Source organism: Clostridium sp. SGI.024 (assembly GCF_050315195.1).
GTDB lineage: Bacteria > Bacillota > Clostridia > Clostridiales > Clostridiaceae > Clostridium.
Window position 1 is genome coordinate 1 of sequence record NZ_JBNPON010000184.1, and the last position, 294, is coordinate 294.

Below are 294 nucleotides of genomic sequence, written 5' to 3' on the forward strand. Positions count from 1 at the left end.
CCCAACACCACAAGCTATTTTAAGTGCACCTAAAGATTTAATAATTAATATCCTAATGGAAAAATCTAAAAAGGGACTTATATGGTCTGAAAAGGTATATTCAAATCTCATTAATTACGCAAATGAAGCTAATATTATTGGGCTGCCGCTACACGGATTTTCAATTAAAATAACTAGCACAATAAATATTATAAAAGCTCTTGAATCAGAAGTTAAAAATCTACTTGAACAAATAGAGTCTTTAATTAATTCTCCTAATTTTTCTGAACAAATCAGAAAAAATATAGAATTTAT

At 27.2% G+C, this 294-nt stretch carries 1 pseudogene; it reads left to right on the plus strand.

Annotated features, from left to right (window positions below):
* Nucleotides 1-294, plus strand: a pseudogene (locus ACQRD5_RS17340) (IS110 family transposase); the annotation flags it as partial.